The 26664-nt window shown below is 59.8% G+C and carries 25 protein-coding genes and 1 pseudogene; 14 read left to right on the forward strand and 12 right to left on the reverse strand.

Annotated features, from left to right (window positions below; all coding sequences use genetic code 11):
* The 10 genes from alaS to A6070_RS03335 all read right to left on the reverse strand — a co-directional run bounded on the left by alaS (window position 1) and on the right by A6070_RS03335 (window position 10859).
* Window positions 1-2649, reverse strand: a complete 2649-nt coding sequence (gene alaS / locus A6070_RS03290; RefSeq protein ID WP_072287047.1) for an alanine--tRNA ligase — start codon at window positions 2647-2649, stop codon at window positions 1-3.
* Window positions 2650-2659: 10 nt separating this feature from the next.
* On the reverse strand, window positions 2660-3121 hold the full coding sequence (locus A6070_RS03295) for a regulatory protein RecX (protein ID WP_072287048.1): 462 nt from the start codon (window positions 3119-3121) through the stop codon (window positions 2660-2662).
* Entirely contained in the window at window positions 3105-4271 is a 1167-nt protein-coding gene (locus tag A6070_RS03300; protein WP_072287049.1) for a type IV pilus twitching motility protein PilT, read from the reverse strand. The genes A6070_RS03295 and A6070_RS03300 overlap by 17 nt, the downstream gene beginning before the upstream one ends.
* A gap of 1 nt (window position 4272) precedes the next feature.
* Window positions 4273-5298: a recombinase RecA gene (gene recA / locus A6070_RS03305; protein WP_072287050.1), complete on the reverse strand. Its 1026-nt coding sequence runs from the start codon at window positions 5296-5298 to the stop codon at window positions 4273-4275.
* Window positions 5299-5346: 48 nt separating this feature from the next.
* The gene (thpR, locus tag A6070_RS03310; protein ID WP_072287051.1) at window positions 5347-5907 is read right to left on the reverse strand and encodes an RNA 2',3'-cyclic phosphodiesterase; all 561 of its coding nucleotides are present in this window, start codon (window positions 5905-5907) and stop codon (window positions 5347-5349) included.
* A gap of 8 nt (window positions 5908-5915) precedes the next feature.
* Window positions 5916-7148, reverse strand: a complete 1233-nt coding sequence (locus tag A6070_RS03315; protein WP_072288119.1) for a competence/damage-inducible protein A — start codon at window positions 7146-7148, stop codon at window positions 5916-5918.
* A gap of 67 nt (window positions 7149-7215) precedes the next feature.
* Entirely contained in the window at window positions 7216-7668 is a 453-nt protein-coding gene (locus tag A6070_RS03320; RefSeq protein ID WP_072287052.1) for a phosphatidylglycerophosphatase A family protein, read from the reverse strand.
* Between the two features lie 3 nt (window positions 7669-7671).
* Entirely contained in the window at window positions 7672-8856 is a 1185-nt protein-coding gene (gene larC / locus A6070_RS03325) for a nickel pincer cofactor biosynthesis protein LarC (protein WP_072287053.1), read from the reverse strand.
* The gene (larB, locus tag A6070_RS03330; RefSeq protein WP_072287054.1) at window positions 8853-9611 is read right to left on the reverse strand and encodes a nickel pincer cofactor biosynthesis protein LarB; all 759 of its coding nucleotides are present in this window, start codon (window positions 9609-9611) and stop codon (window positions 8853-8855) included. Before larB ends, larC begins: the two co-directional genes overlap by 4 nt.
* 153 nt (window positions 9612-9764) lie before the next feature.
* Window positions 9765-10859 (reverse strand): AAA family ATPase, encoded by a 1095-nt coding sequence (locus A6070_RS03335; RefSeq protein ID WP_072287055.1) that lies wholly within the window; start codon window positions 10857-10859, stop codon window positions 9765-9767.
* A gap of 372 nt (window positions 10860-11231) precedes the next feature.
* Between A6070_RS03335 and A6070_RS15935 the strand changes: the two are divergent.
* The 12 genes and pseudogenes from A6070_RS15935 to A6070_RS03395 all read left to right on the forward strand — a co-directional run.
* Window positions 11232-11624, forward strand: a pseudogene (locus A6070_RS15935) (TonB-dependent receptor plug domain-containing protein); the annotation flags it as partial.
* Window positions 11625-12364: 740 nt separating this feature from the next.
* Entirely contained in the window at window positions 12365-13147 is a 783-nt protein-coding gene (locus tag A6070_RS03345; protein ID WP_236718918.1) for a TonB-dependent receptor domain-containing protein, read from the forward strand.
* Window positions 13148-13498: 351 nt separating this feature from the next.
* Window positions 13499-14869, forward strand: a complete 1371-nt coding sequence (locus tag A6070_RS03350; RefSeq protein ID WP_072287057.1) for an ABC transporter ATP-binding protein — start codon at window positions 13499-13501, stop codon at window positions 14867-14869.
* Complete coding sequence (locus A6070_RS03355; RefSeq protein WP_158514015.1) at window positions 14856-15557, forward strand: energy-coupling factor transporter transmembrane component T family protein; 702 nt, start codon at window positions 14856-14858, stop codon at window positions 15555-15557. The genes A6070_RS03350 and A6070_RS03355 overlap by 14 nt, the downstream gene beginning before the upstream one ends.
* 12 nt (window positions 15558-15569) lie before the next feature.
* Window positions 15570-16124, forward strand: a complete 555-nt coding sequence (locus A6070_RS03360; RefSeq protein WP_072287059.1) for a hypothetical protein — start codon at window positions 15570-15572, stop codon at window positions 16122-16124.
* A 78-nt stretch (window positions 16125-16202) separates the two neighbouring features.
* Window positions 16203-16949, forward strand: a complete 747-nt coding sequence (locus tag A6070_RS03365; RefSeq protein WP_072287060.1) for a hypothetical protein — start codon at window positions 16203-16205, stop codon at window positions 16947-16949.
* Between the two features lie 24 nt (window positions 16950-16973).
* The gene (locus A6070_RS03370; RefSeq protein WP_072287061.1) at window positions 16974-17180 is read left to right on the forward strand and encodes a hypothetical protein; all 207 of its coding nucleotides are present in this window, start codon (window positions 16974-16976) and stop codon (window positions 17178-17180) included.
* A gap of 27 nt (window positions 17181-17207) precedes the next feature.
* Complete coding sequence (locus tag A6070_RS03375; protein ID WP_072287062.1) at window positions 17208-18023, forward strand: hypothetical protein; 816 nt, start codon at window positions 17208-17210, stop codon at window positions 18021-18023.
* A gap of 5 nt (window positions 18024-18028) precedes the next feature.
* The gene (locus A6070_RS03380; RefSeq protein ID WP_072287063.1) at window positions 18029-18733 is read left to right on the forward strand and encodes a MotA/TolQ/ExbB proton channel family protein; all 705 of its coding nucleotides are present in this window, start codon (window positions 18029-18031) and stop codon (window positions 18731-18733) included.
* A complete protein-coding gene (locus A6070_RS03385) occupies window positions 18733-19134 on the forward strand; it encodes an ExbD/TolR family protein (RefSeq protein WP_072287064.1) in 402 nt (133 codons plus the stop codon). Before A6070_RS03380 ends, A6070_RS03385 begins: the two co-directional genes overlap by 1 nt.
* A complete protein-coding gene (locus tag A6070_RS03390) occupies window positions 19131-19901 on the forward strand; it encodes an energy transducer TonB (RefSeq protein WP_072287065.1) in 771 nt (256 codons plus the stop codon). Before A6070_RS03385 ends, A6070_RS03390 begins: the two co-directional genes overlap by 4 nt.
* Before the next feature lie 239 nt (window positions 19902-20140).
* Window positions 20141-21385: an NAD(P)/FAD-dependent oxidoreductase gene (locus A6070_RS03395; protein WP_072287066.1), complete on the forward strand. Its 1245-nt coding sequence runs from the start codon at window positions 20141-20143 to the stop codon at window positions 21383-21385.
* Window positions 21386-21405: 20 nt separating this feature from the next.
* Here A6070_RS03395 and A6070_RS03400 read toward each other — a convergent pair whose 3' ends face one another.
* A complete protein-coding gene (locus tag A6070_RS03400; protein ID WP_072287067.1) occupies window positions 21406-22536 on the reverse strand; it encodes a KamA family radical SAM protein in 1131 nt (376 codons plus the stop codon).
* 1181 nt (window positions 22537-23717) lie between these two features.
* Between A6070_RS03400 and A6070_RS03405 the strand changes: the two genes are divergently transcribed.
* Together A6070_RS03405 and A6070_RS03410 are read left to right on the forward strand one after the other, a co-directional pair.
* Complete coding sequence (locus tag A6070_RS03405; protein ID WP_072287068.1) at window positions 23718-24524, forward strand: amino acid kinase family protein; 807 nt, start codon at window positions 23718-23720, stop codon at window positions 24522-24524.
* 105 nt (window positions 24525-24629) lie between these two features.
* Window positions 24630-24839 (forward strand): hypothetical protein, encoded by a 210-nt coding sequence (locus A6070_RS03410; RefSeq protein ID WP_072287069.1) that lies wholly within the window; start codon window positions 24630-24632, stop codon window positions 24837-24839.
* 88 nt (window positions 24840-24927) lie between these two features.
* Here the strand turns inward: A6070_RS03410 and A6070_RS03415 are convergent, their stop codons facing one another.
* Window positions 24928-26487: an acetyl-CoA hydrolase/transferase C-terminal domain-containing protein gene (locus A6070_RS03415; RefSeq protein WP_072287070.1), complete on the reverse strand. Its 1560-nt coding sequence runs from the start codon at window positions 26485-26487 to the stop codon at window positions 24928-24930.
* Between the last annotated feature and the right edge of the window lie 177 nt (window positions 26488-26664).

A 26664-nucleotide genomic window follows, 5' to 3' on the forward strand; every position in this document is an offset into this window, starting at 1 on the left:
TCAGGCGGCGTTGAGGGCCTCGGTAATTACCTGCGGTACGCTGGCGAGGGCTTCGCCGAGCAATTCGGGTTTGCTGCCGCCGGCCTGAGCCAGATCGGGACGCCCGCCACCACCGCCGCCGACCATGGCGGCCAGTTGCTTGACCAGCGCGCCGGCCTGCAGGCGCCTGGTGAGATCCTTGGTGACGGCTACCAGCAGCCCGGCCTTGCCGTCGTGAGCGCTGCCCAGGACCAGTACGCCGGAGGTCATCCGTTCACGGACCTGGTCGGCCAGCTCCCGCAGGGCTTTGCCGTCGAGATTGTCGACCCGGCCGCAGACCACGCTGACGCCGTCGATTGCGACGGCCTGCCGTAGCAGATCGCCGGCCTGGTCGGCGTTGAGCCTGCCCTGCAGGGATTCCACTTCCCGTTCCAGCTCCTTCTGCCGCTCCAGCAGTTTGCGCAGGCGCGTTTCGAGCTGAGGGCGATCGGTTTTGATCAGGTTTGCAAGGTGATCGAGAGTGCGCTCCTGATCCTTGATCACCTCCAGGGCTTTGGTGCCGGTCACCGCTTCGATACGGCGCACGCCGGCGGCGATGCCGGTTTCCTGCAAAATCTTGAACAGGCCGATATCGCCCGAGGCCTGGGCGTGGGTGCCGCCACACAGTTCCATGCTGATGTCCCCGACCCGTACCACGCGGACCTTTTCGCCGTATTTTTCACCGAACAGGGCGGTGGCGCCAGCGCCGACAGCCTCTTCGTGGGCCATCTCCCGGGTGTCAACCCCGGCGTTCTGGCGAATGCGGCAGTTGACCAGGGTTTCGACCTTGTCCAGTTCCTGCGGGGTCATGGCCGAGAAGTGGACGAAATCGAAGCGCAACCGCTCCGGGGTTACCAGCGAGCCGGCCTGTTTGACGTGATCGCCCAGCACCTCGATGAGGGCTGCCTGCAGCAGATGTGTGGCAGTGTGGTTGAGGGCCGTGGCCCGGCGGCGCTCAGCATCGACCTCAAGTGTCGCGGCATCGCCGGTACGCAGCGTACCGGAGGCGACCTCACCGACATGTACCAGCAGTTCCGGCAGAGGTTTTCTGGTGTCGCGGACGCTGACCCGGGCATCGGCGGTGGTGATGGTGCCATGGTCTCCGGTCTGGCCGCCCGATTCCCCGTAAAAGGGGGTGGCGGCCGTGACGATTTCGACTTTGGCCCCCTCCGGCGCACTGGCGACCGTTTGCCCATCGACTAAAATGGCGAGAATATCGCTTCGGTCCGACAGGGTATCGTAACCGGTGAAGAAACTTTTGATCCCTTCCTCGGCAAGCTGGCGGTAGATGCCGGCGATAGCTTCCTCGCCGGAACCTTTCCAGTGTTCGCGGGCTTTCTGGCGCTGCTCTTCCATGCAGGCCTCGAAGCCTTGCTCATCAATGATGACGTTTTCACTCCGCAGGATGTCGGCGGTCAGGTCGAGGGGGAAGCCGAAGGTGTCGTAAAGCTTGAAGGCGACGCCGCCCGGCAGCGTATTGGCCCCGGCGGCCTTGAGGCGCTCGACTTCCTCGGTGAGGATACGCAGGCCGTTGTCGAGAGTCTGAATGAATCGCTCTTCTTCGAGCTTGACGATCCTGGCGACATAATCGGCGCGCTGTGCCGGCTCGGGATAGGCGTCGGCCATCGATTGCAGCACGAAGGTGGCGGTGCGGTACAGCACCGGTTCGGCGAAGCCGAGCATTTTGGCGTGACGGGCGGCGCGGCGCATGATGCGGCGCAATACGTAACCGCGCCCTTCGTTACTCGGCAGCACACCGTCGGCGATCAGGAATGCGGTGGCGCGGCTGTGGTCGGCGATGACCCGCATGGACATGTCGTGGGCTGCGTCGTCGCCGTAGCGTTTTCCGGACAGTTCCTCGACATAGGCGATGATGCCGCGCAGCAGGTCGCAGTCGTAGTTGCTCTGTACCCCCTGCATGACGGCGGAGATGCGCTCCAGGCCCATGCCGGTGTCGATGGACGGCTTGGGCAGGGGGCTCATGGTGCCGTCGGCATCGCGGTTGAACTGCATGAATACCAGATTCCACAGCTCCAGGTAGCGGTCGCAGTCGCAGTCGCCGATGCCACAGTTGGCGCCGCAGGACATCGATTCGCCCTGGTCGATGAGGATTTCCGAACAAGGGCCGCAGGGACCGGTATCGCCCATCGACCAGAAGTTGTCCTTTTCGCCCATGCGGATCAGCCGCTCTTCGGGGATGCCGATCTGGTCGCGCCAGATGCCGTAGGCTTCATCATCCTCGCGGAACACAGTGACCCACAGCTTGTCCTTGGGCAGGCGCATCTCCTCGGTCAGAAACTGCCAGGCATAGGTGATGGCGTCATGCTTGAAATAGTCGCCAAAGGAGAAGTTGCCGAGCATTTCAAAAAAGGTGTGGTGACGGGCTGTTTGTCCGACATTTTCCAGGTCGTTGTGCTTGCCTCCGGCGCGGACGCATTTCTGTGCCGAGGTGGCCCGCGTGTAGTCGCGCTTTTCCCGGCCGAGGAACACGTCCTTGAACTGGTTCATGCCCGCATTGATAAACAGCAGGGTCGGGTCGTTGTGCGGGATCAACGCCGAGGAAGGGACCACCGAGTGGCCGCGCTGCTGGAAAAACTGCAGAAAACGGGTGCGGATTTCGTTGCCGGTCATGAGCTTGATGCTACCTCTCCTGGGTGAAATATTGAAACAGCAGCGCCGGAGCGAAGCCGCGCCGTCGCAGGTAGTTGAAGACCCTGCGGCGGGTCCGGTCATCGGCTGTTCGGTAGTCGAAATCGGGAAAACGGCGCTGGCAGAGTTCCTGGAGTATTTCTGCCTGGCTGAATTCCTCCTCCAATGCGGCGATAACCTCGCGGGCGACGGTTTCGCCGATACGTTGTTGTTTCAGGTCGATCAGCAGGGCGGGGCCGACGGCGCGTCCGGCGGACAGCAGCTGGCGGGCGCGCAGGCGCGCAAATCGTTCATCGTCGACATACCTGTATTCGCGGCAGCGCGTCAGGGTCTGCGTGATTTCCTCTTCGCCAAACCCCCTGCGCCGCAATCTCTCCTGCAATCCTGCCTCGGAAAGCTCCCGCCGCGACAGCAGCCGCAAGGCGCAACTCCAGGCGTCAGGTTGAGCTGCCATGGCTGCGAATGATGTCCTGCTCGTCCTCTTGCTGCTTTTCTTCCTTTTTGTCAAAGTCGTCCCAGCTCAGGTCCGAAGCCGAGGAGATCCCGGAAGCCTTGAGCTTGAAGTCGTCAGGATTGGAACTCTGACGCACCGCTTCCTCGAAGGTGATCAGTTCATTGCGGTACAGGGACATCAGGGACTGGTCGAAGGTCTGCATGCCGTAGGCGACGAATCCCTGCTGGATGGCGTCGCGCAGCAGCTTGGTTTTTTCCTTGTCGTCGATCAGGTCGCGGGTTCGGGCGGTGGAGATCATGACTTCCACCGCGGGCACACGTCCCTTGCCGTCGGCGCGCGGCACCAGGCGCTGGGATATGACGGCCTTGAGGATTCCCGAAAGCTGGGCCCGGATCTGGCGATGCTGGTGAGGCGGAAAGACCGACACGATGCGGTTGATTGACTCCGGCGCGTCGATGGTGTGCAGGGTGGCCAGTACCAGGTGGCCGGTTTCCGCGGCGTGCAGGGCGGTTTCGACGGTCTCCAGGTCGCGCATTTCACCAACCAGAATGACGTCGGGATCCTGTCGCAGCGCGTGTTTGAGGGCCGCCGCAAAGCTGTCGGTATCGCTGCCGACCTCGCGCTGGTTGACGATGCACTTCTTGTCGCGATGCAGAAACTCGATGGGGTCTTCGACGGTGATGATGTGCTCGGTGCGCTGGGTGTTGATATAGTCGATCATCGCTGCCAGGGTGGTCGACTTGCCCGAACCGGTGGCGCCGGTGACCAGCACCATGCCGCGCGATTCCATGGCGATCTTCTTGATGACCGGCGGCAGATACAGGTCGTCGATAGCCGGGCAGGAGAAGGGGATGACGCGGAACACCATGCTGATGCTGCCGCGCTGGGAGAAGATGTTGACGCGGAAGCGCCCCAGCCCGGCGACACCGTAGGCCATGTCGACTTCATGATGCTTTTCGAAGTGTTCCTGGCGGTGCTTGTTCATGATGCCGTAGGCCATGTTGCGCACGCCATCGGCATCGAGCCGGTCGGCCTTGGGCAACGGCCGCAGGGCGCCATCGATGCGGTAGATGGGAGGCAGGCCCGACTTGATGTGGATATCCGAGGCTTTGGCTTTAAGGGCGACGGCCAGTATGTTGTTCAGTTCCATGTCATTGGGCCTCTTCGGCGGCGACGTCGGCCGGTTTCAGGCCGAAATGTTGCAGCAGACGTTCTTCAATGGCCTGGCAGGTTTCCGGGTGTTCACGCAGAAACTGTTTGGCATTTTCACGACCCTGTCCGATACGTTCTCCGGAAAAGGAATACCAGGCGCCGCTTTTTTCGACGATATCGGCATCGGCGCCGAGGTCGAGGACGTCGCCTTCACGGGAAATGCCCTGACCGTACATGATATCGAACTCGGCTTCCTTGAAGGGCGGCGCGACCTTGTTCTTGACCACCTTGACCCGGGTGCGGCTGCCGATGACGTCCTGGCCCTGCTTGAGGGTGGCGATCTTGCGGATGTCCATGCGTACCGAGGAATAGAATTTAAGCGCGTTGCCGCCGGTGGTGGTTTCGGGATTGCCGAACATGACGCCGATTTTCATGCGAATCTGATTGATGAAGATCACGCAGCAGTTGGATTTGCTGATGGTGCCGGTCAATTTGCGCAGAGCCTGGGACATGAGGCGCGCCTGCAGGCCGACGTGGGCGTCGCCCATTTCGCCTTCGATTTCGGCGCGCGGCACCAGGGCGGCTACGGAGTCGATCACCAGCACGTCGATGGCGCCGCTGCGCACCAGCACCTCGGTGATCTCCAGCGCCTGTTCGCCGGTATCTGGCTGGGATACCAGCAGATCATCGGTGCGGACGCCAAGCTTGCGGGCATAGTGGATATCCAGGGCGTGCTCGGCATCGACGAAAGCGGCGATGCCGCCTTTTTTCTGTGCCTCGGCCACGATATGCAGCGCCAGGGTGGTTTTGCCCGAGGATTCCGGGCCGTAGATTTCAATAACGCGACCGCGCGGTATGCCGCCAACTCCCAGGGCGATATCGAGACTCAGGGCTCCGGTCGGAATGGTGGCGACGTCCGGCACGACGGCGTCCTCGCCGAGGCGCATGATGCTGCCCTTGCCGAACTGTTTTTCGATCTGGCTCATGGCCAGGTCGATGGCACGTTCTCGATTGTCGGTCGTCATGATCCGGATATCCTCCAAGGGTGATGTGTTTGCATTTCGCGGGCGCCTTCAACCCCGCAGCGGCGTTTCGCGGCGTGGCAGATGTATCGCGCCCCGTGGCGTCAGGCGGCTTTCGTACAATATCAGGCGGGTCAACCGCAGCTGGCCGCATTGCCTGTCCAGGAAGGGAGCCAGTTGCCGGCCGATGGCCGGGTCAGGCTGACGGCAGCGTCCCAGGGTCAGGTGAGGCCTGAAGGGCTTGTCGTCCGGCGGCATCTGCAACCGGCTTAACATGCCGGTGACAGCCGTATGCAGATTGCGCAGCGCCTCGTCGCCTTGCAGTCCCAGCCAGACAACCCTGGGGCGTTTCAGATCCGGGAAAGCTCCGAGCCCGCCGATCCGCACCTCGGCAGGGGCGAAAATATCTCCTATCGATAGCATAGACGTGCCGATTTTTTCAAGCGATTCTTCGGGGATATCACCCAGAAAGGCCAGTGTGAGGTGCAGGGTTTCGGGCGACACCCAACGCACCATCGGCAGCCGGGTGGCAAGTTCCCGCTGCAGATTCACAATCCTGTCGAAAACCGTGCCTTCCAGGGGCATGGCAATAAAGGCGCGAAGCGTTTGCATGCCGGATTTCAGCTTTCGCCGGCGAGGTAGCGCCGCAGCCATTCCAGGGCCATACAAGCCGAGATGCGCCGGATCTGCTCGCGGTCGCCACTGAAACGGTAGCCTTGCACCCGCTCCTGATCCGCAGCGCTCAGGGCCAGGAAAACCGTGCCGACCGGTTTTTCCGGGGTGCCGCCATCGGGCCCGGCAATACCGGTAACGGCCAGTCCCAGATCGGTGCCGGCGCTGTGTCTTATGCCCCGGGCCATGGCCCGGGCGCAGGCGCGGCTGACGGCGCCGTCCTGGCGCAGAATCTCGTCCGGCACCTGCAGCCAATCCCGTTTGGCGCTGTTGGAGTAGGTCACCGCACCCCGCTCCAGAAAGCGTGACGCGCCTGGAATGTCGGTAAGCATCTGGCTGACCAGGCCGCCGGTGCAGGATTCGGCCAGGGCCAGTGTAAGGTTGGCGTCGGTCAGCATGCGCGCGACGTTGGCCGCCAGGGTTTCCTTGCCAACGGCGAATACAAAGGGTTCCAGTAATTTGCGGGCATGCAGTTCGGCCCGGTCGAGCTGTTCACCGGCTTCACTGCCACTGGCGCGCAACTTGACATGCACGAAGGGGAAGTCGACGCCGTAGGCCAGTTGTACACCCTGCGCCAGCGGGGCCTGGACGAAGAGTTCCTCGATCTTTGGCTCGGACAGGCCAAAAACCTTCAGGATGCGTTCCTGCAGGGGGGTGCTGCCGCCGCTGCGCTCCTGCAGGCGGGGCAGCACCTGCTCCTCGAGCATGGCGATCATCTCGCGGGGCACCCCGGGCAGGAAAAACAGGTCGCAGTTGCCGTGGCGCAGGTAAAAACCCGGTGCGGTGCCGAGGCGGTTGGGAAGGATGACGGATTTTTGCGGCAGCAGTGCCTGTTTTTCGTTGCGCGGATGCATCTCCCTGTTTTTCTGCTCGAAAAAACGGCGGATCTGCGCCAGGGCTTCCTCATTGAGCACCAGCCGCCGTCCGAAGGTTCGGGCGGCCACGCGCGCGGTGAGATCATCGTCGGTGGGGCCCAGACCGCCGGTGCCGATAATCACTTCGCGTCTGGCGGTCATGTCGTGCAGGGCCGCTTCGATTTCCGCCTCGTCGTCACCGACCGCGCGGGATTCCCTGACCGCGTAGCCCCAGGCTCCCAGAAGCTGGGCGATACGGGCGGTGTTGGTGTCGGACATTTCCCCATTGACCAGCTCGTCGCCGGTCGTCAGTACCGCGATATTCAGACTCATGACAACTGCTCCAGGGGTTGCGTGTTGGGTGTGTTAAGCGGCATTCCTTGCCGGCAAGCTTTCAGGGCAGCCAGTTCAAAGCCAGTCGTAGCGCCAGAGCGCCGTAGAGGCCGGCGACCACGTCATCCAGCACCACGCCGATGCCATTTTTCATGTGCCGGTCGATCTGCCGTGCCGGCGGCGGTTTGACGATATCGAACAGGCGAAAAAAGACAAATCCGAGCAATGCGTTTCGCCAGGAGAAGGGCAGCAGGGCGACCGTCGCCAGATACCCGACGAGCTCGTCAATGACGATGCGGCCGTCGTCTGCCTGCCCGTAAATGATACCGGCGGCGTCGCAGATCCAGAAGGACAGAAACAGCAGGGCAGCCCAGCTCATCAGGTAGATGGCGGCCGGCAGCGGAGCCAGCAGGTAGAAAACCAGGACGCCGGCCAGGGTGCCAAAGGTGCCCGATGCGACGGGAGCATAGCCGAGACCGGCATTGCTGGCGAAAAACAGGATAAAACGACGCATGCTTCAGCCTTTCACGGGGAAAAGGTCCTCCGCGGACCGCTCCGCGAGGCGGTAGATCTCGGGCAGGGACCGGCCGCTGCGGTCCGCCAGATCCCGACAGCTTTCGAATTCGGGAGACAACCGCACCAGGCACTGCCCATCGTAAAACAGCTTGACCAGGACCTCGCCAAGCGGCGTGTTTACACTACGGATATCGCGGCGCAGCTTGAAACGGCGGCTTTCCAGGCAGCGGACCCCTCCAGCGGTACTCTCGCGCAGGATGTGGCGGGCAAGCATCGCGGCGCTGTGGGGTTCGGCCACCACCGTGAGGCGGACCCCGGGGCGGTTTTTTTTCATTTGCAGCGGCGCGAAGCCCACATCCAGGGCTCCGGCTTTCAGCAACCGCTCCATGAGGGCGCCGAGCCACTCGGGGTTGGCGTCGTCCAGGTGACATTCGAGGGTTGCCACGCGGTCCGTTTCCCCTTCCCAGGGATCGTCGGCAACGCCCAGCAGGCCGCGCAGCAGGTTGGGCCGATCGCTCAACTGCCGGTCGCCGGATCCGTAGCCGACACGATCGAGGGTCATCGCCGGAAGGTCGCCGAAGCGGGCGATCTCGGCAGCGATGGCGGCGCCGGTCGGCGTGACCAGTTCCACGGTGGCTGCATCGCCCACCGTGGGCAGCCCCCGCAGGATCTCCAGGGTCGCCGGAGCGGGCAGTGGAAAACTGCCGTGGGCGCAATCCACGGTGCCGCGGGTCAGGGGCAACGGGGCACAGATGACGCGCGCCGGACTCAGGTGATGCAGGCCGATGGCGGCGCCGACGATGTCGACGATGGAATCGACGGCGCCGACTTCGTGGAAATGTACTTCTTCAAGGGGGCGGTCATGAATTTTGGCTTCGGCCTCGCCGATGCGGCGGAATATGCGGCGTGCGAGGCCGATAACGGCTGGATTTAGCGGACAGTCGGCGAGCATGGCGTCGATTTGCCGCCAGGTGCGGTGATGATGCTGTTCCGCGTGTTCAACCACGATTTTGCAGGCGCCGATGTGCTGGCGTTCGGTGCGTTCCTGACGCAACCGGTAACCTGTAACGGGGAGTTTTTCCAGTCCGGCGGTAATGACCTCCAGCGGTACGCCCAGGTCGATCAGCATGCCGAGGAACATGTCGCCGGAGATGCCGGCGAAGGTGTCGAGGAACAATACGCTCATGGCTGAGGCCTCCGGTTGATGCGGTTTGCGGCGCAGGCAGCGCCGTAACCGTTGTCGATGTTGACCACGGTGATACCTCCCGCGCAGGAATTGAGCATGCCAAGCAGCGCCGCTACACCGCCGAGGGCAGCGCCGTAGCCGACGGATGTGGGCACCGCGATGACCGGCGCGGCCACCAGCCCGCCGATCACCGAGGGCAGTGCGCCCTCCATGCCGGCCACGGCAATGATTACCGAGGCACTGCGCAGTCGGTCGAGGTGCGCCAGCAGCCGGTGCAGGCCGGCAACGCCGACATCGACCAACTCTTCCACCGCATTGCCGAACATGCGCGCAGTGGTGGCCGCCTCCCGTGCAACCGGCAGATCGGAAGTGCCAGCGCAGACCACCAGGACAGTGCCGAGCCCCGTGCTCTGTGGCGGATGGCGGACGATGGTCAGGGTGCGCCCCAGTGGATCGTATTCGGCGTCCGGGAAAACTTTCATCAGAGCCGAAGCCTTGTCGGCATCGAGGCGGGTTGCCAGCATATTGCTGCCAGCATTGAGAAGCCCCTCGGCAATGCGCAGGATCTGATCGGAGGTTTTCCCCTCGCCGAAAACAACCTCCGGCGCTCCCTGACGCAGCCCCCGGTGATGATCGACAAGGGCATCGCCGACATCCTCGAAGGGCAGGGTGGTCAGTCGGTCAAGGCCATCTGCGACCGACAGTTCGCCGGAGCGGATGGCCATCAGGCAGGTTTTTAGACGATCGGGATCCATGGGTGTTTGTCCTTGCGCGAATGGAAGACCCAAACGATAACAATTCAGACCGCAAAAACAAAGGATAAATGTTGTTCGGTGAGGGGTCGCGCAAGGATTTGGAAATGCATGGCCGACCATGCTGCTTCGGTGACACAGCGCCTGGAGCAGGAGTCAGAACAACCCATCGATCGCATCGAAATCAATGGCGGTTTCGGCGAGTTTCTGCAGCAGGCTGATTTTTTCCTTGTCCTCGGGGTGGATTTTGGCCGTGTCGTTGGCGATGGCCGAGAAGACTTCGGCGCTGCTGAGCTTTTCCACCCGCATGTAAGGGATGTTGCTGCGGTCGAGGATCTGCTGGGTGACTTTGGATATGGGATAGAGGCCGGGAATTACCAGAGCGACGATTTTGGATTGGTATTCCGGTATGTTGTAAAGGGCCGCCAGGGTGACCAGCAATTCGTTGCGGGTGCTGGTGACAATGATCAGGGTCGATTCCTGCAGCAGGTCGGAAACGCGCTGGGTGGAGGCCGCGCCGAGATGTACATGGTGGATGATGTGCTGGGCGGCGTCCTGGTTTCCCCTGAGGAATGCGTTCAGCAGATTGGCGATGTGTTTGACCGTCGGATTGGCGAGGATGGGCGAGTAGTTGAATCCGCCCATGATTTGAAACGGCATATCCCTGAAGGCGATATTCAGATATTTCAGGGCCGTCTCACGTTTGGGGCGAAGCAGCTTGTTGACCAGTATCAGGCGCAGGTCGGCCTGCTTTTGCAGGCAAAGGGCGTGGTTGAGATGTACGTTGTCGATGACCTTGCCGATGCCGGCATTCGTGACCATCAGCATCGGGGCGTCCAGCAGCCGCGCCATGTCCGGGTTGCTGAGTTGCGCGACGGAACCGACGCCGACATGGCCGGCGCCTTCGATCACCAGAAAGTCGCAACGCTTAGCAAGTTCCGCGGCAGCTTCGACGATTTTATCTTTCAAAGAGTCGGCGGAAATCTTGCCATCCAGCAGATGCCGGGTCGATTCGGGCTGCAGCACGACCGGCGACATCAAATCGAGATCCTCATCGAGATTGAAGATTTCCGCGATCAGGGCCGCGTCCAGATCGACCCAGCGTCCCTTGTAAATGGTAGGTTTGGGGCCCAGCGGCTTGATGAAACCGATCCGCCGGTATTTTTTACGTGCCATGTGCAGCAGGGAAATACTGGTGGTGGTTTTGCCGCATTCCTGGCCGGTGGCGGCAACGAAAATCTTTTTGGTCACGGTGAGCTCCTGACCCTGCGGTGAATGGGTGCCATGCTGATGCTGTCATCGCGGTGACCCATTATAGGATACGGACTGGATGCTTTCAAAAACTAAAAATACGTATGTTCGGTTTTTCCCAAATAAAGCGTAACAATCTCCAAAAAACAGGTTTTTTGTCAGGAATCGTTTGGTAAACGAGTTGACAACGCTGTGGAGGCTTCGCTATATTGCCGAAACGATAGCGTTTCGCGAAAAAGTTCTTATTTTTATAGGGTTAATCCCTGTTTTCTGGCGAACCATGTCGGGTAGAACTCATTTAATTGGAGATGGAGGAACTCGGAAATGAAGTCAATCAAAGTACGGTTGGCCGCGATGTTGGTCGGGGCCATGATGGCCGGTGGTGCGGCGAATTTACAGGCCGCGACAGCTGACGAAGAGGTGTACCGGCTCGGCGAGGTTGTCGTGTCCGGTGAGGCTTCGGTTGTCGAATCGGTGGGTGTTACGCACAAGGTGACCGCCGAAGAAATCCAGAAGCGTGGTGTGCGCACCCTGGATGAGGCGATCAATCTGCTGCCGGGGGTGACGGTCCGTGTCGGCGGTGACGGTACGCCGCGCATCGATATCCGCGGATTGCGCACCCGGCATGTCAAGTTGCTGCTCAACGGTACCCCCTTCAACGCCACCTCCGATGGCCAGTTTGCGCCGAACCTGATCTCGGTGGAAAATATCGCCGAGATCGTGGTCACCACCGGCGGCGCTTCGTCCCTCTACGGCGCCGGCGGCAACGCCGGGGTTATCAATGTTATCACCAAGAAAGGCGCCAGGGGAGCCCATGGTTCCGCCGGGGTTGAACTTGCCGAAGGCGATACGCAACTGCTGCGCGCCACCGCTGGCTACGGTGCGGACCGGTATGATGTGTTTGTCAGCGGCAGCCTCTATGAAAGGGACTACTGGGAACTTTCCGATCATTTTTCGCCGAGCAGCACCGAGGATGGCGGTGAGCGGGAAAACAGCGATTACGAGCGGGACAATCTGTTCGCCAATATCGGTTTCGCTCCCACCGACGCCACCCTGATCGGGATGACGGTAAATTATCTCAAGAGTGATTTTGGCAAGCCTCCGGTAGCCGTGGAGGATGATTTTGCCCCCAACCTGCGCTACGAGCGTGAGGAGGACGAAGGGTTCAACGCGCAGTTGGCGCTGGATCACGATTTCAAGGGACCCCTGAGCTTCAAGGGCTGGGCCTACTACAACAAGCTAAACACCCTTGAAAACCGCTACCTCTCGGATTACGAGACGCAGGGCGCCGGGGCGCCGGGGACCTCCCGCACCGATGCCGAAACCCAGATTTCCGGGATCAATGGCCAGCTGCGTTACGACATGCAGCGATATGGTGTCGCGACCCTGGGTGTTATGTACGAAAACAACGACTATGAAGCCCTGGGTTTTTCCGTCAACAACCGCGGCAGGCTTTCGACGGTGGATGCTTCCGGTAACTTTCAGCTGTATGCCACGACATTCGAATACGAGGTCACTCCGCTGCCCAAACTCGGTCTGGTGCTGGGGGCGGTTACCACTGGCAGGACCGGGCGGACAAGTCCGATGGGGACTACACCTACCTTGTCGGTCTGCGCTACGACCTTTTCGACGGAACCCGCCTGAAGGCCTCCCATGCCCGCAAGATCCGCTTCCCGACCCTGCGCGATCTGTATGATCCGGAACGGGGCAATCTGGATCTGGATGCCGAGGTGACCTGGAACACCGAAGTCGGCTTCGAGCAGGACCTGCCTGCCGCCACCACGGTTTCACTGACCGGTTTTTATATGGACATTGAGGATTTCATTGAACGGCCCGATGGCGAAGTTCAGGTGCAAAACTACGAAAAATACGAATTCTACGGCGTGGAAGTGGCGGCCGAAAACCGTTATTTCGACGAATTGTTGCTGCGTGCCAGTTATTCCTACCTGCACAGCGAGGATAAAAGTTCCGACAGCAACCGCGACCAGCTTCAGAATAGACCCGAACACAAGGTGGTGCTGGAAGCGGCCTACCAGCTGCCCTGGAACATGAGTGTTTACGGCAGCGCCATGTGGGTGGCCAACGCCTATACCTACAACGATGATGTTACGATCAAAAAGCGCATACCGGAATACCTGGTGTTCGATTTCCGGCTCAGCAAAAAAGTGGCGAACGCGCTGGATCTGTATTTCGGCATCCACAATGCCTTTGATGCGGATTACGTGACCAGCTATGGCATTCCCCATGCCGGCCGTGCCATGTACGGCGGGGTGACCTGGAAGTTCTGATCATCAGGAAGTTTTTGAATCCTGTATTTGTTGGTGACAACAGTCGGCCGGCACCCTCGGGGTGCCGGCCGACTGTTGTCTCGGGGCGAGATGGATTTGAAATGCCGTTTCCGGTTATGATGAAACCATGCCGGGCATAGGAGGGGCGTCTCGCGCCAGCTGTGGATACCTGATGTCCGGATGCTTGTGTTTGCGGGTAAGCGCTTGTTCGTGGGGAAGTGTTTGACTTGCTCCTAGAGGTTCGATATAGTCCGCCATTAATAACGTATTGAAGATCCCCCTCCGCCCGGGCTACGGGTAGCGATGTGCCGGAAGAAACGCTTTTTGGGCTCGAAGGCGGGATCAACGAGGATGGTTGTGCTGTTGCAGTTGCAGAATTTTTCCTACGCTTATCCAGGCACCGGCACAGCTGTTTTGCAGGACGTCAACCTGGAGATCGAAGCCGGGTGCTGTTATTGCCTGACCGGACCGACCGGGTCCGGTAAAACCACCGTGGCGCTGGCGCTGAAGGGACTGCTGGACAGTGTGGACTGTTCCGGGACGATCGACCGCTTCGGAACGCCCGACACTAGAGAGGTTCGCGTCGGACTGGTTCTGCAGAATCCCGAAACCCAGCTTCTGGCAACGACCGTTGGTGCTGAAGTCGCTTTTGGTCTGGAGAATCTCTGCGTTGATCCGCAAGCTATGCCGGCGCGCGTGGAGGCCGCGCTTTCCCTGGTCGATCTGTGCAAGCCGCTCGATTATCCCGTCGCCATGCTGTCCATGGGGCAGAAATACCGTTTGCTGGTGGCCGCGTTGCTGGTCATGGAGCCGCAACTGCTGATACTCGATGAACCGGCTGCGCAACTCGATCCGCAGGGTCTGGCGGCTCTTTGCCGGGTCCTGTCCGATTTGAAGGCCCGCGGGGTTGCAGTCGTGTTGTGCGAGCACCGCCCCGGTCCGTTGCTCGAGGTGGTGGATCGTTTCTGGCAGATGGACGGCAACGGAAGGCTCTTCCCGGGGCGCTGGCAGGCGCCTGAAGCGCCGCCCGCGATTTCGGCTGGCCAGGCTGGGACGGATTTTGCCGATGCGCCGGCTCTTTTGCAGGTGCGGGATCTGTCTTTTTCGGGACATGGAACGGTACCGGTCTGGAAAGATGTCTGCTTTGATATCCACCGGGGACAGTGCGTGGTCGTCACCGGCATGAACGGCACGGGCAAGACCACCTTGCTGCGGGTGCTGGCCGGTTTCCTCAAGCCAGGTCGTGGCAGCATACGCATCTTCGATGGCGAACCGGAACCCCGTTTGTTGCGCCGGCGACTTGGCTGCCTGTTCCAGAACCCCCAAAAACAGATTTTTGAAAATACCGTGCGCGAGGAGATTGCCTTTCCTCTCAAGCGGTTTGGCTGGCCGGCGGCGGATCGGGCCGCCCGTATCGAGGAAACCCTGCGCTTGTGTGGCATCGAACATCTTATCGATGCTTCGCCGCATAAACTCAGTTATGGGCAGAAACACCTGGTCGCCATCGCTTCGGTTTTGGCGCCCGCTCCAGAGATGCTTTTTCTGGATGATCCCTTCGCCGGTCTCGACGGTGCCCGACAGCGGGATGTCATGGACGTTCTGGACAGCTGGAGCCGGGAACGCGGTGTTACCCTGGTGATCACCTCCCATGATCCGGAGCAGGTTCCGGGTCTGGCCGACGGGCACCTGCATATCGAGGGGGGACGCATTGGCTGGCGATAGTTTCTCCCGATTGCATACGGCCTTGGCCCAGGGCCATCGCCGTGATGATGGACCCGCTGAGCCTGGCAAGGGGATCTCGCTGCCGGTAGGGGTCAAGATGCTGCTGGCGTTGACCCTTTCCTGTGTAGCTTTCGTGGCGCGCAGCGGGGTTTTTCTCGGCGCTCTTACTGCCGCCAACGCCGTGGTGTTTTTACTGCTTCGCCCGCAGGGTGTGTCATGGTGGCGGCAGGGGCGCTATTTTGTCTTGCAGAGCTCTACCATCGTCATTTTGTATATTATCCGCTTCGGATCCCTGGAGGGCATTTGGGACGGTCTATTGATCTCCTGGCAACTTTTTCTGGCCTTCTGGCCGACCATGATATTCGCCAAGACCACATCCCAGACCAAGATCGTCCGCGCCATGAACCGCGTCATGCCGGGGCATGTTTCCTTCGTGCTGGCTACCTGTCTCAAGTTCGCCCCGCATTTGCTGGAAGAGTTTCGGGATATCTACGAAGGGCAGGTGTTGCGCGGCGCCAGGATTTTGCCGCGAGACCTGCTGAAACCATGGAACTGGCCGGATCTGGTGCATTGTGTCGTGGTGCCGGCCGTTGTACAGGGGATGGCTTTGGCAGGGAATATCGCCCTGGCCGCCCGCGCCCGGGATTTCGGGCTTTACTCCCGGCGCACCTGCTGGCCCGGGGACTAGGAGTCTTGTTGCATGATGAAGCAACTTGCCGCGCGTTTGTCCAATAGCTTGCATCTGCCCCTCAAGGATGCGCTGTTCCTTGGTTTCTGTGCCGTATTCGCAGTACTGGTGCGTATGCTCCTGCGACTGCACCTGCATGTATCCGGGCATGCCATGATTACCAAGATTTTTTTCCTGATGCTGGGTCGCGGCAGCACTTCCTGTCGCTACGGGGCAAGTTTCACCGGGTTGCTGGCCGGAACCGCGGCCATGTTTCTCGGCTTCGCCAAGGTCGGTCCCTTCATTATCGTCAAGTATGTGCTGGCCGGGCTCGTGATCGATCTGGCCGCCCTGCTCCTGCCGGGACTGTTCGGCAGTTATCTGCTGTGCGCCCTGGTAGCGGCCGCCGCGGCATCCACCAAGTTTTTTACCGTGTATGCCATCAACAGGATGATCGGCATGGACCACGTGGTGAATCTGCAGCGTTCCCTCCTGGAAGCAGGGGGCGCCATCATTTTTGGCGTGGCGGCCGGTTTGATGATTCCGATGGTCGTGCGGCGGCTCAGGGCCTACGGCGTCGTGCGTTAGTCCGTTGTGTGTTCCGTTGCCCGAACGGCAACGTTTCAGAGAAGATATGGCGGCTGATAGCCGCGGGGAGTGTGAACCATGAAAATTCTGGTATGTATCGATGATACCGATAACCTCGAATCGCGCGGTACCGGTGATCTGGCGACCGAACTTGCCGAAGAACTTCAGAACCGCCGATGGGGACAGAGTCTGTTCGTGACCCGGCACCAACTGCTGGTGCATCCCGATGTACCCTATACCTCGCACAACAGTTCCATGTGTTTCGAGGCGGATATCGCTCCGGAATATCTGCAGCCGCTCATCGACTACGCGAGCGACTACCTTGAGCGGGAAAGCGCGCCCGGATCCGATCCGGGATTGTGTGTCGCCGTTGTGGATCAGTTGCCGGACCAGGATGCGGTTGTGACGTTTGGCCGCAAAGCCAAGGAAGAAGTCCTGAACAAACAGATGGCCTATGAACTGGCGGGTCAGTTGGGCGTGCATCTCTCCGAACATGGCGGCACCGGACAGGGAGTGGTCGGAGCTCTTGCCGGCATCGGCCTGCGGCTCGGTGGCAACGACGGGCGACTGAAGGGGTGGCTGGATATTCGCACCCGTGAAGGATGGGCGACGGTAGGCGAGATTCTCAGTCAGGTCCCGCTACAGGGTGTTCGCACCATGGACGGGGCGATTCTGGGGCCGGAGCAAATGGTCGCGGTCGATGACAAACCCAAGGCTGTGCTGATTGACGGTGGTACCTATCTGATGGTTTCGCCCGAACGGGAGACCTGCGCCGAAGGGGTTCGGTGGCGCACCACGCCGCGGCATCAATTGAAAAAATTCTGAAAATTTCTCAGGGCAGGAGGCAGCATGTGGTTGATCAACACGCAGGGTGAACGGGAATTCCGGCATGGCCATGAGGCCTACGGGCTGGCTGCCGCCACAGCGCGGGCCTGCGTCCGCTTTTGTGCCGATGTCGAGGACGAGTGGACGGCCGACGAGGAACGCTCCTGTTATAACTGCCGATTGCGGCGCTGGACGCGGGCATCCTTTTTGTGTCTTGCGCCCGCTTCCTGACCGTGTCGTCAGACGCATGGGGGGGAAATGAACAAAATTTTTGTGATGCTTGTCCTGTGCCTGGTTTTTGGCGGCGGCCTGGCGCGGGCCGAAGAGTGGACGCGCGAGAGCCCGGGGCAGAAGGCCTATTACGACGCCGCCGGTAACCTGAAGCGGGTGCTGCTGGATGCCGATCGTGACGGCAGGTTCGAGGCCGAAGAGCAGTATGCCGGACGGCGCCTGTCCCGCCGTGAGGACCGCGATGGCGACGGCATTCATGAACGCCGCTATGACTGGCAGAAGGATGGTTCCGCCCGTCTTGTGGAGGATCGGGGCAAGGGGCCGATCCAGACCACCTGGTTTGATCCGAAAGGCGTCATTGTCAAGGTTGCCAGGGACAAGGATCGCGACGGCAAGCCCGAAATCACCTGGCGCTATGAAAAGGGCGTGTTGCGGCAGGTTGAAAAAAATCGCGGGACCTGGTTTTACCAGAACGGGAAACTGGCACGGGCCGAACTCGATACCGACAAAGACGGCCGTACCGATCGCCGGGAGTATTACCGTCAGGGACGCCTGGAGCGATCCGAGGATCTGGGGCGTTCCGGGAAGGTGCACCGTAAATGGTTTTTCGATGAGGCCGGCAAGCCGCTTCGGCAGCAAGAGGACAGTGACGGAGACGGCCGCATGGAAAGGCTGCGTGTTTATCGCAAGGATGGCTCCGTAATCCAGACGGTGGATGCGGATCTTAATGGAAAGCCTGAAATTCGTGAGCGTTACGCGCCCGACGGGCGGATGGTCAGCCGTGAAGAAGATCTGGACGGTGACGGCGAGTTCGATCTGCGCAGCGGGCGCCTCAAGGAGTGAATGTCATGCAGAACTGGTTGGCTTTTCTGGAAAAAGCGGGTCCGATCGGACTCATGATCATCTTCTGTTCGGTGATCGCCCTGTTCATTATTGTCGAGAGGGCGCTGGCTTTCCGCTCGTTGCGCCTGCGGGACGGCCGCCTGTATCATCGACTGCGCAAGCGGGCCCAGGAAGGCAGTTTTGACGAGGCCGCGGCGTTGGCCAGACAGGAACGTCATCCCTGGGCAGTGGCCATGGTCGAGGTTCTTGCGCGACTGGCAGGCAAGGGCGGCGCTTCGACCCGTACCGAACTTGAGAAAACCTTCAGCCATGTGGCGGCGCGGGAAGTGCGCGGCATGGAGCGTTTTCTGCCGACCCTGTTTCTCATCGCCAGCATTTCACCCTTGCTTGGCCTGCTCGGAACCGTAACCGGCATGATCAAGGCCTTCAAGGCCATTGAAAACCTTGGCGGAAAGGTCGATGCATCGGTTCTGGCCGGCGGGATATGGGAGGCCATGCTGACCACCGCCCTGGGGTTGGGAGTCGCTATCCCTGCCATGGTCGCGCACAACTATCTGCAGGGCCGGGTGCATGCGACAGTGGCCGATATGAAGGAGGAGACGGGCATTTTCCTCGACGCTCTTGAAGATGCCGGCATTCTCGCCGCCGGGGAGAATAAGAACACCGTCCGGGTGCAATCCATCAACGGTAGCGGCAGGGAGGTCGGGTAATGGAGATCCCGGTGCGCTCTCAGACGACAGGGCTGAACCTGACCCCACTGATCGACATCGTCTTTTTGCTGCTGGTTTTTTTTCTTCTGACCACCCACTTTATCGAGGAAGACGGTATCGGAGTCCGACTGCCTTCCGCGGCCAGTACCACGGTTCGCGAAAAGGATGAGGTGGCCGTGGCCATTACCCGTGACGGCCGCTATTTCATCGCCGGGCAACAACTGCCGCTGGCCAGGGTCGAGGAGACCTTGCGGGGGAGGCTCAAACCGGACACCATCGTCGTTATCCGCGGTGACCGTGATGTGCCGCTGCAGACCGCTGTCTCGGTAATGGAGCGGGTTAAAAAGGCGGGCGCCAACCGTATCGTGGTGGCTACCCTCGAAGAGGCGGGGGCATCGTGAAATTCAGTCGCACATGGGTGGCCATGATGGTCTCCGTCGGGGTGCATGTTGGCATGGTCCTGGCTCTTGCCATCGGCATGATCACCCCTGTGCGGCGGGTCAATCGTATCGAGGTTGACCTCGAGGGAGTCGCGATGCCGATCATGCCTCCGGACGTTGCCGCCCCTTTGCCTGCTGCCGGGCCGGAAATGCCCAGTCTCGCATCTATACCGACCCCCGCTGCGGCTCCGCGCAAATTACCCAGGCCGGCTCCTGTCGTGGCCATGCCTGCTCAGGCGCCGGCTCCATCCCTTCCGGTAGCCGATGGCGATTTTCCACCAGCGGAAGTCGGCGCTTTGCCCGGCCCCCCCAGCGTCGCAATGACGACCGGAGTTGGCGGGGGCGGTGATGGCGGAGCTGGTTCGGCCTCCGGTTCCGGAGGTGGCGGTGCCGGTTTGGCCGGAGGCGGTCGGGGACGCAGGGGGGGCGGCTCCGGCTCGGCTCTGGCCGGATATCTGCAGGCCATCAGGGCCAGGGTCGACGCGGCAAAACGTTATCCGCAGATGGCGCAGCAGCGACGCCAGGAAGGCACCGCGGTTGTCTCCTTCCGGCTGACTCCTTCAGGAGAACTGGTCGCCGAACCGGTAGTCAGCCGAAGTTCGGGCTACCGGCAGTTGGACGATGCTGCGGTTCGTGCCGTTTCACGGGGCGCTCCCTATCCCCGATTCCCTCTCGATCCGAGTGAAATGAGGGCGATTGAAATACCGGTGAAGTTTTATCTCCGGTAATCGGCACCAGGGTTTGGCCTGGTGCCGGGCGGGTTGCATCGGGTTTTGCCGTTGCGATCGTGGCTGGAATCCCTCTGCGTGATGGCTCCGGGCAACGAATAAATTCTGCTACAGTCGTTTGCGATCGCAACCGGGACGCAAGCGACTTTTTTTCTCTTTTCGAGGCAATCCGGCCATTTTTCCCGTATGCTTGCAGCATACCGAAGGCATCCGCCAGAGGTCCAGGCAAGGGGAGGGGCATGGCGAACGAAGCAGACGCTTTTTTGCAGGGAAGGTTTTCTGTCGGACAGTTAGCGGTTGAAGACCTGCCCGACGGCCACTGGGACGTGATTGTTGTCGGAGGCGGTCCCGGCGGTAGCGTCGCCGCCATGGAACTCGCCTCCCTTGGGCATCGGGTTTTGCTTTGCGACCGGCAGTGGTTTCCCCGGGAAAAGGTCTGCGGAGACGGCTTGACACCGGCAGCGATGCGTCTTTTGCGGCGTTTCGGGATGTGCGAGGAGGTTGAAGCCGTCGGACATCGCTGCGCCAGCCTGAGTATTTTCAGCCCGTCCCGGGTGCGCATCGATATGCCTGCAGACTACCTCACGGTGCGGCGTGAAATCTATGATGCCTTGCTCGTGCGCAGAGCGGCGGCCGCAGGGGTGACTTTTGTGCGCGGTACCGTGCGGTTGTTGGGACACAGGCCCGACGGTGCCGCCGAGGTCGTGTTTCGAGAGGGGGGGCGGCGTCATGCCGCCGCTTGTTGTCTGCTGGCCACCGGCACCCGGCTGGATTTGGCGCGGCAGGCCGGGTTGGGGACGGCCGCGGCATTGACCGGCGCGGCTCTGCGCTGCTATGTGCGTTCGTCGCTGCCCCTCGATCAACTGGTGATTGCTTGCGAAGCAGCGGTTCTGCCGGGTTATGCCTGGATTTTCCCCGTGGGGCAGGGACTGTTCAATGTTGGTTGCGGCCTGTTCATGCAGGGGAGGCGCAACAAGCGCATTAATCTCAAAAGGGTATTCGCATCCTTTTTGCGGGATTTCCCTCTGACCCGGCGCCTGCTTGCGCAAGGGCAGGTTGAAACTCCATGGCAGGGGGCGCTTCTGCGCAGCGGCTGGAGACAAGTCCTGCCGATGGCCCGGGGGCCTTATCTTGGCATTGGGGAAATGGTCGGTACGACATCACCTTATACGGGAGAAGGCATCGGCAAGGCAATGCAGAGCGGAATCCTCGCCGCGAGGCTGGCGCATCGCTGCCTGCTCAGAGGGGACGTCACCTGTTTGCAGCGTATGCCCGTTTATTTGGGCCAGCTTGCCGGTTTGCGCTACGGGGATTTTAACCGCACCCGCAGGTGGTTTCTTTCTCCTGCCCTGGTTGATTTTGTTGCCGGCCGTATCCACAACAGCCCTTATCTCTACAACGCATTGCAGGGCATTTTGCAAGAAAAAGTCGACCCCGCGCAGGTTTTTTCCTGGCGCGGGGTATGGCGATCATTCAGATTCTGAGCCGACGGCCCCTGGTGTTTTCAGTGAAATGAGTTTCTTGCCAGCCGGAGGGGGGATTTTGCTTCCGCGTAATCGTCCAGCCAGCAGGCTTTGGGGTTGCGGGCGCAGACCAGCAGGTTGGAAAGGCTCTGTTCGGAGTCGGCAGGGCGATGAAAGCGGAAGAAGATGCGCTCTGCGGTCAATCCCGCCACTTCGATCTTGCCGGTGGCATGCGACATGGTGTAGCGGCAGCGGCGCGCCAGCCCGGAGCAGGTTTTCAGGGCTTCGGCGAAAATCTGGTAGCCCTCTTCGATTGGTACGGTATAAGCGGCGTTACCTTCGGTGGGGCGGCATTGAAAAAGGTAATACGGGGCGACGCCGAGGTAGGACAGTTCATTGAACAGTTCGCCCAGGGTCGTGGGGTCGTCATTGACACCGCGAATCATCGGGGTCTGGTGCATTATGCAGACTCCGCTTTGCTGGACCATGTCCAGGGCACGACGTGCTTCCTCGGTCAGTTCCCGGGGATGGTTGAACTGCGCCATCAGATAAATGCGCCGATCTGGCCGGCTGTGGGTTTTGAACATGCGCAACAGGTCGGGGTCGTCCAGAATCCGAAACGGATTAAAGGCGGGCATTTTGCTGCCGATGCGGATGATGCGCACATGGTCGATGGCACGAAGCTGCTCGACGATTTCCGTGAGGCGGCGGGTTGACAGCAGCAACGGGTCGCCGCCGGTGACGAGAACGTTGTTGATTTCCGGGTGTCGGCGTATGTAGGCCAGACCCGCGGAAACGTCTCGGGATACTTCCTGGTTGTCGTCCATGAACAGTCGCTTGCGAAAGCAGAAACGGCACAGGGCGCCGCAGACGTCACTCACGAGCAACACCGCCGTGTCGGCATACTTGTGTTCGAGTCCCGGCGCCCTGGCGTAACGGGACTCGCCGGAGGCGTCGAGTTTGCCCCAGGGCTCCAGTTCGTCGGCGCTGGGTATAACGATCCTGCGGATGGGGTCATCGGGATCTTCCCAGTCGATAAGGGATTGATAATATTCGTTGGTGCGGAACGCATAGCGTTTGACGACCGAATTGAGCGTCTGTTTCTGTTGTTCGTTCAGGTTGTCCAGTTCGGGGATCTGGTCAATGCGGGTGATGTATTTTCTGTAACCCATGGTGTCCTCCTATCCCGCTTTCGCCAGCGGCTGTGGGGCAAGTTTGCCCTGAGCGCGATGAGACATGAAGTTCATGCGGCTCTGTAGTCGGGTGGCTGAAAAGACGCTTGCGCCTTATTTGCAAAATCAGAGGCCTGTAAAGCAGTCCTCGATGTTGCTCGCCCAGCTTTGTTCACAGCAGGCCGGCATATGGGGGACTGCTGCTCTGCTAAAAGAGAGAAAACGAAGTATTTCTAGAGGCTTTTTACAGCCTGTGGCGGTTGGTTCGCTGTATTGTGCGTCGGAAAACATGCGGCTGAGTATCGACGGTTTTTTACACAGTATAACACGGTTTATGGATTTGGGCAATCATTATGGAAAAACTAAAAATAGAACACGATTTTAAGAAATAGATATTGATAAATCAGAATATTTTTTCGAGCCTCTGGTTTAGCAGATATAAAGCCGTTTTATAACAAAAATTATGGGTTATTTTTAAGGCGGTTGTGTAATTTTGGAATCCTGCCGGATCGCATGGCGTTTTTCAGGAGGCAATAGCGTGGTAACCAGAGGAAGGACGGTTTGGCCGCTTAAAAAATGATGATAGTCAGGATTTATCGTTATTTCTGGTAACTATTAGTTATTTGAATTATTTTTTTTAAAATAATTGACCAAAAAAAACATTAAGTGATAATATGCAGCATCTGGAGTTGCCAGGCTGTGATGTGCGTTTCGTGAGCCTGTTTTCTCTTAATCCTCCCTGGCCACTTTTCGAGTGTGGCCTTTTCTCCTCCTCCTCCTGGTATCCGGTCGTTGCCTACGGCCAACTGGCCAGCGCATATTGGATGCGCTGGCTTTTTTTATGGCCAGTCCAACAATCCACCCTGCGGTGCTCCGGTGCTTATTCAGGATCTCATGTGTGACATGTGTGGCAAGGCCTTGAAAAATGCTGTCCATCATAGGTCGTAATTTTTGCCTGCCAATCGCGTCCGTCAGGGATGAGTTGTTCAGTAACCGGTAAGTTGCAGGTCGAATAGCATTGTTGGTTGAGCGGGTCCTTGTTATAGTCCGGATACCGCGTGTTTCAACTGGCTTGATACGGGCGGCACGCGGCGCGATGTTCAGTAGGATGCCGGCAGGATTGCCTGGCGATGGCAGGAAAGACTTACTTCAATTAAACATTTGGAAGGAGGAAACGAGATATGGCAGGTCGCCACGAAGTGTATAACAAACTGCAGGGGGAGACGCTGGTTCGCAAGGGGCTCATGCAAAAGCATGCCGACATAAAACCGCTTCGATTGATTCCGGATCTGCAGGTGGTAAAAATTGGTGGCCACGGTACCATCGATTTCGGTCGCAAGGTGGTTATGCCTCTGCTGGAAGAGGTCGGTGAGCAGGCCAGTCATCACAAGATGCTGGTGGTGACCGGCGGCGGGGTTCGGGTACGGCACATTCTCGATGTGGGTATTGACCTGGGCATGCCTACCGGCGTACTGGCCAGGCTGGCCGGAAAAATCAGCGAACAGAATGCGGAGATGGTGGCTTTGCTGCTGTCAAAATGGGGCGGGACCCACGTGGACAGCGACGATATCCTCGATTTGCCCATGCTGCTTAAGCTCGGCTTTTTACCCGTAACCCATGGCACGCCGCCCTATGGCCTGTTCGAACATCCACCGGAGAGTGGTTTGATCCCTCCACACCGGACCGATACGGGCGCGTTTTTGATGGCGGAGGTTCTCGGTGCCAAAAGCTGCATCCTGGTTAAAAATGTCGACGGTTTGTTTACCGAGAACCCGACGGTCAATCCCGATGCTGAACTGATCGAGGATATTACCGTCGACGAACTGCTGGCCATGGAAATGGAAGATATGGTTCTTGAAAGCAAGCTTCTCTATCTGTTGCGCGATGCCAATAGTCTCAAGGAAGTACGCATTGTCAATGGCCACAAGCCCGGCAATGTAACCAGGGCCCTGCGCGGCGAAAAGGTCGGAACCGTCATTCGCGCCTGAAAAACGGATGCTGGCTATTGCTGTCTGCCTGCAATTTATGGTAGCAATGAACTATCATGTATCTACCGCTATCGGAGTGCGGTATACCAACGAAGGGAGACAGTTATGAGTGGCAAGATTTTTTATCGTGAGCGTCGCAAGGTCGTCGATGGTGCCAAGCAACCCCGCTATGTGCTGGTGGCTGTGGCGGATCTCAACCTCAAGGTGTTCGGCAAGCATCTGCGCATGAGTGAGATGAAAGCCATTGCGGAAGCTACCGGCGCGGAGCTGGTGGCGCTGCCCCGTGGCAGCAAGCACACGGATGAAGATGAATGATCCCGAAATAGAATGCTTATGAAAAAAGCTCCTGTCCGCAAGGCCAGGAGCTTTTTTCATTCCGCTTGATCACAAAATCGGCAAGGGATCAGTCCCAGGAGCCGATTTTCATGCTGCCGTGGGTCGCAAGATGCTGCTGCATGCGGAATACCCGGTCGAGCAGGTGCGGTTCGTGGCCGGCGCCGCGGGCGAGGCATTCATGGGTGGCCCGGTCGAGATACTCCTGCAGCAGGGGGCGATAGGCCGGATGTGAGCATTTGTTGATGATGAGCTGTGCGCGATCGCGGGGGCAGAGGCCGCGCAGATCGGCCAGCCCTTGTTCGGTTACCAGCACATCGAGATCGTGTTCGGTATGATCGACGTGGGGTACCATCGGCACCACGCAGGTAATGCCCGTGGGGTCGCTTTTGGTCGGGCGTACGGAGGGAGAGTGCATGATCGACAAAAAGGCGTTGCGTAAAAAGTCGCCGGAACCGCCGATGCCGTTGATCATGCGCGTGCCACCGACCAGGGTCGAGTTGGCGTGGGCGTAGATATCGAACTCGACGGGGGTGTTCATGGCGATGACGCCCAAACGCCGGATCATCTCGGGGTTGTTGGCGATCTGCTGGGGTCGCAGCACGATCCTGCGGGTGTAGTCGTCCCATTTTTTGTAAAACCGCTCAAATCCCTCCGCCGAGAAGGACAGGGATGTTGCCGAAGCATACTCCAGTTTGCCCGAGTCGAAAAAGTCGAGCATGGTATCCTGCAGGACTTCGGTATAGACCGAAAGGTTGCAGAAGGGTCCATTGACCAGTCCGCCAACCACGGCGTTGGCGATGTTGCCGACTCCCGATTGCAGCGGCAAAAGGTTGATGGGCAGCCGTCCTGCCTTGACTTCCGCCTGGAAGAAATCGAGGATATGTCCGGCGATACGTTCGGAAATCTCGTCGGTGGCGCCCAGCGCGCGGCCTTTGTCGGGTTCCCGCGATTCCACGATGGCGAGAATCTTGTCGGTGTCGCAGGGGACGTAGGTGGTGCCGATACGGTCGTTGACCTTGCAGATCATGTGCGGTCGGCGGTGGGGCGGCGGTTCGGGCAGGACGATGTCGTGCAGGCCCTCATAGGAGGGGATGGTGGTGTTCAGCTCGATAATCAGGTGCTTTGCGGTATGGATGATCTCCCCGGCGATGCCGACCGAGCCGGCCAGAATGATGCTGCCGTCTTCCTTGATGGCGCTTGCTTCGACAATTCCCAGGTCAAGGCTGCCACCGAAATCCTTGGTGTAAAAACCGTAGAGCAGATCCTGCGCGAACATGGACAGGTGTTTGTCCTGCATGCGGATGCGGCCGGAGTTGATCCCTTTCTGGATGTTTTTGCCGCTCTGGTAGGGCCAGCGTCTGGCGATCATGTCCAAAGAAGCCCAGCGGTCCTCGGTTTCGGTGCCGACGGATGCTCCGATAAGCAGGTTGAAACGCATTTTTCCCTGCAGGCCGTTTTTTTCGACATGGTCCGCCAGCGCCTTGGGAATGGCCTTGGGGTAGCCCACGGGGGTGAACCCGGACCAGCCGAGGGTCATGCCATCTTTGAAGTACGGCAGGACTTCCCGGGTGGTTTTGATGCGCTCGCGCAGATGCGGGCAAGCGATGCGATCATCCAGAATGGACATGGTTGGCTCCTTCATAAAAGGCCTTTGCCGGCGTGTCGGCGCAGGCCCACGCTGCAACGGACCGGCAATGCTGGCCGGCCCGTTGGGTTGGTCATGGTGGAAGCTTCAATGCCGGCGGGATTTGCCCTGTTCCGGTAGCCTTGGCCGCGGCGTTGGCCTGATGGACAGCGGGCGGCG

Source organism: Syntrophotalea acetylenica, assembly GCF_001888165.1.
Lineage (GTDB): Bacteria > Desulfobacterota > Desulfuromonadia > Desulfuromonadales > Syntrophotaleaceae > Syntrophotalea > Syntrophotalea acetylenica.

Bases quoted from the DNA above. Each gene is read 5' to 3' on its own strand.
- A6070_RS03405 (WP_072287068.1), top strand. From the start codon at position 23,718: ATGGCAGGTCGCCACGAAGTGTATAACAAACTGCAGGGGGAGACGCTG.
- A6070_RS03350 (WP_072287057.1), top strand. From the start codon at position 13,499: ATGGTTGTGCTGTTGCAGTTGCAGAATTTTTCCTACGCTTATCCAGGC.
- A6070_RS03300 (WP_072287049.1), bottom strand. From the start codon at position 4,271: ATGGAACTGAACAACATACTGGCCGTCGCCCTTAAAGCCAAAGCCTCG.
- recA (WP_072287050.1), bottom strand. From the start codon at position 5,298: ATGACGACCGACAATCGAGAACGTGCCATCGACCTGGCCATGAGCCAG.
- A6070_RS03375 (WP_072287062.1), top strand. From the start codon at position 17,208: ATGAACAAAATTTTTGTGATGCTTGTCCTGTGCCTGGTTTTTGGCGGC.
- A6070_RS03385 (WP_072287064.1), top strand. From the start codon at position 18,733: ATGGAGATCCCGGTGCGCTCTCAGACGACAGGGCTGAACCTGACCCCA.
- A6070_RS03380 (WP_072287063.1), top strand. From the start codon at position 18,029: ATGCAGAACTGGTTGGCTTTTCTGGAAAAAGCGGGTCCGATCGGACTC.
- A6070_RS03415 (WP_072287070.1), bottom strand. From the start codon at position 26,487: ATGTCCATTCTGGATGATCGCATCGCTTGCCCGCATCTGCGCGAGCGC.
- larB (WP_072287054.1), bottom strand. From the start codon at position 9,611: ATGGATCCCGATCGTCTAAAAACCTGCCTGATGGCCATCCGCTCCGGC.
- A6070_RS03365 (WP_072287060.1), top strand. From the start codon at position 16,203: ATGAAAATTCTGGTATGTATCGATGATACCGATAACCTCGAATCGCGC.
- A6070_RS03395 (WP_072287066.1), top strand. From the start codon at position 20,141: ATGGCGAACGAAGCAGACGCTTTTTTGCAGGGAAGGTTTTCTGTCGGA.
- A6070_RS03360 (WP_072287059.1), top strand. From the start codon at position 15,570: ATGATGAAGCAACTTGCCGCGCGTTTGTCCAATAGCTTGCATCTGCCC.
- alaS (WP_072287047.1), bottom strand. From the start codon at position 2,649: ATGACCGGCAACGAAATCCGCACCCGTTTTCTGCAGTTTTTCCAGCAG.
- thpR (WP_072287051.1), bottom strand. From the start codon at position 5,907: ATGCAAACGCTTCGCGCCTTTATTGCCATGCCCCTGGAAGGCACGGTT.
- A6070_RS03410 (WP_072287069.1), top strand. From the start codon at position 24,630: ATGAGTGGCAAGATTTTTTATCGTGAGCGTCGCAAGGTCGTCGATGGT.
- larC (WP_072287053.1), bottom strand. From the start codon at position 8,856: ATGAGCGTATTGTTCCTCGACACCTTCGCCGGCATCTCCGGCGACATG.
- A6070_RS03400 (WP_072287067.1), bottom strand. From the start codon at position 22,536: ATGGGTTACAGAAAATACATCACCCGCATTGACCAGATCCCCGAACTG.
- A6070_RS03295 (WP_072287048.1), bottom strand. From the start codon at position 3,121: ATGGCAGCTCAACCTGACGCCTGGAGTTGCGCCTTGCGGCTGCTGTCG.
- A6070_RS03320 (WP_072287052.1), bottom strand. From the start codon at position 7,668: ATGCGTCGTTTTATCCTGTTTTTCGCCAGCAATGCCGGTCTCGGCTAT.
- A6070_RS03370 (WP_072287061.1), top strand. From the start codon at position 16,974: ATGTGGTTGATCAACACGCAGGGTGAACGGGAATTCCGGCATGGCCAT.